Origin of the sequence: Kineosporia sp. R_H_3 (assembly GCF_002198675.1) — a bacterium.
Classification (GTDB): Bacteria; Actinomycetota; Actinomycetes; order Actinomycetales; family Kineosporiaceae; genus R-H-3.
In genome coordinates, this window is record NZ_MWLL01000039.1 from 1 (window position 1) to 5,044 (window position 5,044).

General features: G+C 74.9%; 3 protein-coding genes. All 3 read right to left on the reverse strand.

The features are described 5' to 3' along the window. Positions 1-97: 97 nt before the first annotated feature. The 3 genes from ECOMGDLI_RS02775 to ECOMGDLI_RS02785 are packed head-to-tail and all read right to left on the reverse strand — an operon-like array spanning position 98 to position 4,980. Entirely contained in the window at positions 98-1,378 is a 1,281-nt protein-coding gene (locus tag ECOMGDLI_RS02775) for a VWA domain-containing protein (protein WP_088313365.1), read from the reverse strand. 57 nt (positions 1,379-1,435) lie between these two features. Beyond that, on the reverse strand, positions 1,436-2,665 hold the full coding sequence (locus ECOMGDLI_RS02780; protein ID WP_088313367.1) for a PP2C family serine/threonine-protein phosphatase: 1,230 nt from the start codon (positions 2,663-2,665) through the stop codon (positions 1,436-1,438). Beyond that, positions 2,662-4,980 (reverse strand): serine/threonine-protein kinase, encoded by a 2,319-nt coding sequence (locus ECOMGDLI_RS02785; RefSeq protein ID WP_088313369.1) that lies wholly within the window; start codon positions 4,978-4,980, stop codon positions 2,662-2,664. Before ECOMGDLI_RS02785 ends, ECOMGDLI_RS02780 begins: the two co-directional genes overlap by 4 nt. Positions 4,981-5,044: the final 64 nt, after the last annotated feature.

Sequence of the window (5,044 nt, forward strand, 5' to 3'; positions counted from 1 at the left end):
ACGTCTGCGGCGCCCCCGATGGGCGCGCCGCAGACGTCGCAGTAGTCGTCCGCCGAGGAGGTGTGCCCCTCGGGACAGGTGTACGTCGCCATCGCCCCTACTTCTTGACCCGCGTCGTCTTCGTCGAGCTCGTGTCGAGCGCCATCTCGTCGAGCTTGTCGACGCCGCGCTTGAGCCTGACCGTACCCGTGGCGGGGTCGTCGATGTCCACGACCTTGCGAAGTCGGCTCGTCGCCTCGTCGTTCCCGGTCGCCTCGGCGAGCTGGACGGCCCGCCCGAGCTTGGTCGTGGCGGTCGCCTCGTCGCCCGCGGCCTTCGCCGCGAGGCCCTCCTGGATCACCTCGGCGAGCTCGGCCTGGCCGGTGTAGTGCGCCACCGCGGGGTTGATCCGGGTCGTCAGGGTGTCGTCGGCCGACCAGAGCGCCTTGACGAGCGCCTGGGTCTTCACCTCGTCCCGGACGGCGACCATGACCCGCGCGGCGAGCTGCTCGGAGCCGAGCGGCTTCGAGGCGAGCCGGACGGCGACGTGGTAGTCCCGGGTCTCGTCGCCCCACGCGCCGGTCGGGTAGGCCCCGGTGAGCGGGTTGAGGTCGGTGCGGCGCGCGGTGAGGTCCTCGACCTGCGGCGAGACCTGCCGGACGAAGAGCACCTGCGCACCCTGCGGCGCCCAGACCCGCAGCTGCGCGTCGGCGACGCCGCGGCCCATCGCCTGCTGCATGAGGTCGGCGAACGCCTGCTCCATCGAGGCGGTGTCCGGGATGAGGTCGACCGTCCCGAGCAGGGCCGTGGCGACCCCGCGCAGCTCGGAGACGTCCCAGTCGGCGCCGACGCCGCGGCAGTCGCACTGGAAGACGCCCTTCGCCTGCCGGATGCCGGCCTGGAGCGCCTCGTCGGTCTCGCTCTGGTTCTTGCCGTCGGTGAGCAGGATCGCGTGCCGCTGGGTGGCCTGGGGCACCGTCGAGAACAGCTGGCTGGCCAGCCGCAGCCAGGAGCCGATCGCCGTCCCGCCGCCCGCGACGAGCCGGCTCACGGCCTGCCGGGCCGCGGCCCGGGCGCCGGGCTCCATCCGGACCATCGGGGAGACCGCGTTCGGGTACGGGAAGGCGCGGTCGGCGCCGTCCGTGCCCGCGATGACCGCGAACCACGTGCCGTCGAGGATCTGGTCCACGGCGACGGCCGCGGCGCGCTGGGCGGCGACGATCTTGTCGCCGGCCATCGAGCCGGACGTGTCGACGATGATGATCTCCGCGGCCTCGTCACCCTCGGCCGCGCCTGCGGCGCCGGCCCCGGTGCACGTGACCGAGACGATCGCGTGGACGTCGGTGCCGCCGTCCGGCAGGAACTCGTTCTGGTAGATCTCCGCGGCGAAGTCCGCCATCGTCTGTGCCTCTCTCGTGAGTTGCGTCGTGTCCGTGCCGAGCCCCGCGCAGCCGGGTCAGCCGCAGCGCACCAGCGCAGTGGTGATGTTGTCGTGGCCGCCCTGCTCGTTCGCCCACGTGGTCAGAGCCTCGGCGAGCGCGACCGGTTCCGCGCCGACCCGGGCCTGCGTCGCCGTGAGCAGCGCGCCGAGGTCCTCGGGGGCCGAGCAGTAGTTCCAGAGGCCGTCGGAGCACACGAGCAGCCAGCCCGGGGCGCTCACGTCGACGGTGACGGTGCGGGGCGGGCCCTCCGGGGAGTCCGCACCGAGCCAGCGGGTGATCGCGTGCGCCTGCGGCAGCTTCTCGGCCTCCTCGCGGGAGAGCCCGTGGGCCATCGCCTCGGCCGCCCAGGAGTCGTCCGTGCTCACCTGGAGCGGGGTGCCGCCGTCCGGGAACCAGTAGGCCCGGCTGTCACCGATCCACGCGACGACGGCCCGGCCGGTCTCGACGAGGGCCGCGACGAAGGTGCAGGACGGCGGGTTCGGGCCCTTGACCCCGACCGCGACCCGGGTCGCGGCGTCGTTGGCCGCCGCGGCGGCCCGGGTGAGCAGCTCGTCGGCGGTGATCGGCGGCTCGGACCCCGGCGCGGCGAGGACGTCACGCGCCGCGCGGGACGCCGCGAGGCTCGCGACGTCGGACTCCGGCGCCGACGAGACGCCGTCGCAGACGACGACCGCGGCCCACGACCCGGGCTCGGCCCTGGCCGCGACGGCCATGGCGTCCTCGTTCCGGGCGTGCCGTCGGCCCCGGTCGCACACCGCGCCCATCCACGGGGCGGGCTGCTCGACGAAGTGGTCGCGCGGGCGGGGCGCGGGCGTGCCGCACTGCTCGCAGTAGCCGTCGGAGGCGACGGTGCCGCCGCACGAGGCGCACGTCGCCGCGCGCCCGTCGAGGTCCGGCACGACGACCAGGACGCCGGGCGCCCGGGCCGGGCCGGCCGGCGCGCTGCGCGCGGTGAGCTCGATCGGGGCCGCCTCCGGGTCCGGGACGTCCTCCGGGAGCGGGGTGCCGCGCCCGAGGTCGGCGCCGCAGCTCTCGCAGAACGCCTCGCCGGCCGCGGTCGGCGTCCCGCACACCGGGCAGTCGACGACGGCCCCGACCGGCGGTGCCGGGGTGTCGAGCTCGACGGGCGACTCGAGCTGCCCGTCCGCCGGCTGCGCGTCGGGCTGCACGTCGGGCTGTGCGTCGGGCTGCGCAGACGCCTGGGCCGGCGGTTGGGCGGGTGGTGCCTGGGGTGCCTCGCTCATCGGAGCGTCCACCGCCGTACCCGGTTGGCCTGGTCCACGAGCCGCACCCGTTCCTCCCCGTCGTCGGACATCTGCGCCAGCTGACGGTAGGCCGCCTCGAGGCCGTCGCGCAGGTGGGGCTCGGTCGCGGCGTGTCCGTCGATGCGGATCTTCTCGTCCGCGCCGTCCGAGAGCACCTTCGCGAGCGCCACGTCGAGGACGTTCGCGGTGAGCCGGGCCCGGTCGAGCGGGTCGATCGTCACGGCGCTGATGCTGTCCATCGCGGCCGCGAGGCTGTTGAGCCCGCGCCCGGACGCCGCGAGCAGCCCGGCCCGCTGGCGGCGGGCCTCGACGAACGCCCGGCTCGTCGACGGCACGAGGTCGAGCGCCGCGAGCGCGCCGTCGAGGTCGCCCCGGGCACGGCGCAGCCGGCACAGCCCGAACGCGGCGGGTGCGGTGTAGTTCGCGTCGGTCCGCGCGCACGTCGCGTAGAGCGACTGCGCGACGTCGGACTCCCCCGACGTCTCGCACGACAGGCCGAGCGCGAGCTTGGGCGCGAGCTCGCCGGGGACCTGGCCGTAGACGGCGTTGAAGGAGGCCCGGGCCGCGACGGCGTCGTTCTTCGCGAGCGCGGCGAGGCCCTGGAGCCAGACCGCGCGCCACTCCCACGGGTCGTCCGCGAGCACCTTGGCGATCGCGGCGTCCGCGATGTCGTACCTGCCCGCCTCGACGGCCGCCCGGGCCGTCGCGAGGTGGATCTCGACCGTCTCCTCGGGGGCGCGCTGGAGCGCCTTGACCCGCTCGGCGGGGTCCGCGACCGAGAGGGCCGCGAGCCAGGACGCCATCCGGTCGCCGGTGTCCACGCGCAGCGCGGGCAGCTCCTCCCACGTGAGGTCGTCCCCGGAGACGACGGGCGCCTCGAAGAGCACGGACGGCGCCGAGTGCAGCGCGACCGAGGAGTTCCCGGCCGCGGCGACGATCTCGCGCAGGACGCCGAGCAGCTGCACGCGCAGCTCGTCCGCGGACTGGAACCGGTCGGCCGGGTCGGGCGCGCAGGCCTTGGCCAGCAACCGGTACAGGCTGTCGTGGGCGGCGAAGACCGGGACGTCGGCGACCGGCGGCAGCGAGGCGACGTACGTCGACTGGTAGCCGCGGAACTCCATGACGAGCACGGTGAGCGTGCGGCCGATCGTGTAGATGTCCGAGGCGATCGACGGGCCGACGTCCGGCACCTCGGGCGCCTGGTAGCCGACCGTGCCGTAGATCGCCGAGTCCATGTCCCCGATCCGTCGGACGCCGCCCATGTCGATGAGCTTCACGGCGTCGCCGACCTGGATCATGTTGTCCGGCTTGAAGTCGCAGTAGATCAGCCCGAGGTCGTGCAGGTACTGGAACGCGGGCAGGATCTCGACGAGGTAGGCGACCGCCTGGTCGACGGGGATCGGGTCGTAGCGCCCGCCGGCCGCGCGCATCCGGTCCTTGAGGATCGACTTCAGGCTCGTGCCGCCGACGTACTCCATGACGATGTAGCCCGCGCCCTCGTGGAGCACGAAGTTGTAGATCTCGACGATGAGCGGGTGCGCGACCTCGGCGAGGAACTGCCGCTCGGCGACCGCCGCCGCGTACGCGTCGGGGTCGCCGGAGTTCAGCAGGCCCTTGAGGACGACCCACCGGTCGGAGACGTTCTTGTCCCGGGCCATGTAGATCCACCCGAGACCGCCGTGCGCGAGGCAGCCGGCGACCTCGTACTGGCCGGCGACGAGGTCGCCGGGCTTGAGCTTGGGCGCGAAGTCGAACGGCGTGCGGCAGTTCGGGCAGAACCCCTCGGTGCGCCCCGGCCGGCCCTCGCGGGTGCGGCCGACGGGTTTGCCGCACGACGGGCAGTAGCGCCGGTCCTCGGGCACCGACGGGTTCTTCATGATCGCGGCGACCGGGTCGATCTCGGGGATCGGCGGGATCGTCGTCAGGCCGGCGCCGAGCCGCGCGCCGCGCAGCCGGGTCGAGCTCGTGCCGACCTTGCGGGTGGCCCGGGTGCCCTTGGCCCGCACCGAGCCGATCGGTGCGCTCGCGAGCCGGTTCGAGGACGACGTCACCGACGACCGCGTCGACGACGTCGGGCCGACCGGCGCGGACGAGGCGGGCAGCGACGTCGGCGGCAGCGGGACGGACGACGGCAGGGACGATGCGCCGGGCGCCGGCGCGGAGGCGCCCGGGACGGATCCGCCGACCGCGCTGGCCCCGCCGGCACCGGCCGCGGCGGGCATCCCGCACACGTCGCAGTAGCCGTCGAGGATCGTGCCGGTGCAGCCGGGCTGGGTGCAGCGCTGGGCGCTCATGACGTCGCTCCTGTGGCGTCGGCCGGCGGGGTGGCCGGCTGGTCTGCTGCGGGGGGTTCCGGGG

Coding starts and splice junctions, on each gene's coding strand:
- ECOMGDLI_RS02775 (WP_088313365.1), bottom strand. CDS start 1,378: ATGGCGGACTTCGCCGCGGAGATCTACCAGAACGAGTTCCTGCCGGAC.
- ECOMGDLI_RS02780 (WP_088313367.1), bottom strand. CDS start 2,665: ATGAGCGAGGCACCCCAGGCACCACCCGCCCAACCGCCGGCCCAGGCG.
- ECOMGDLI_RS02785 (WP_088313369.1), bottom strand. CDS start 4,980: ATGAGCGCCCAGCGCTGCACCCAGCCCGGCTGCACCGGCACGATCCTC.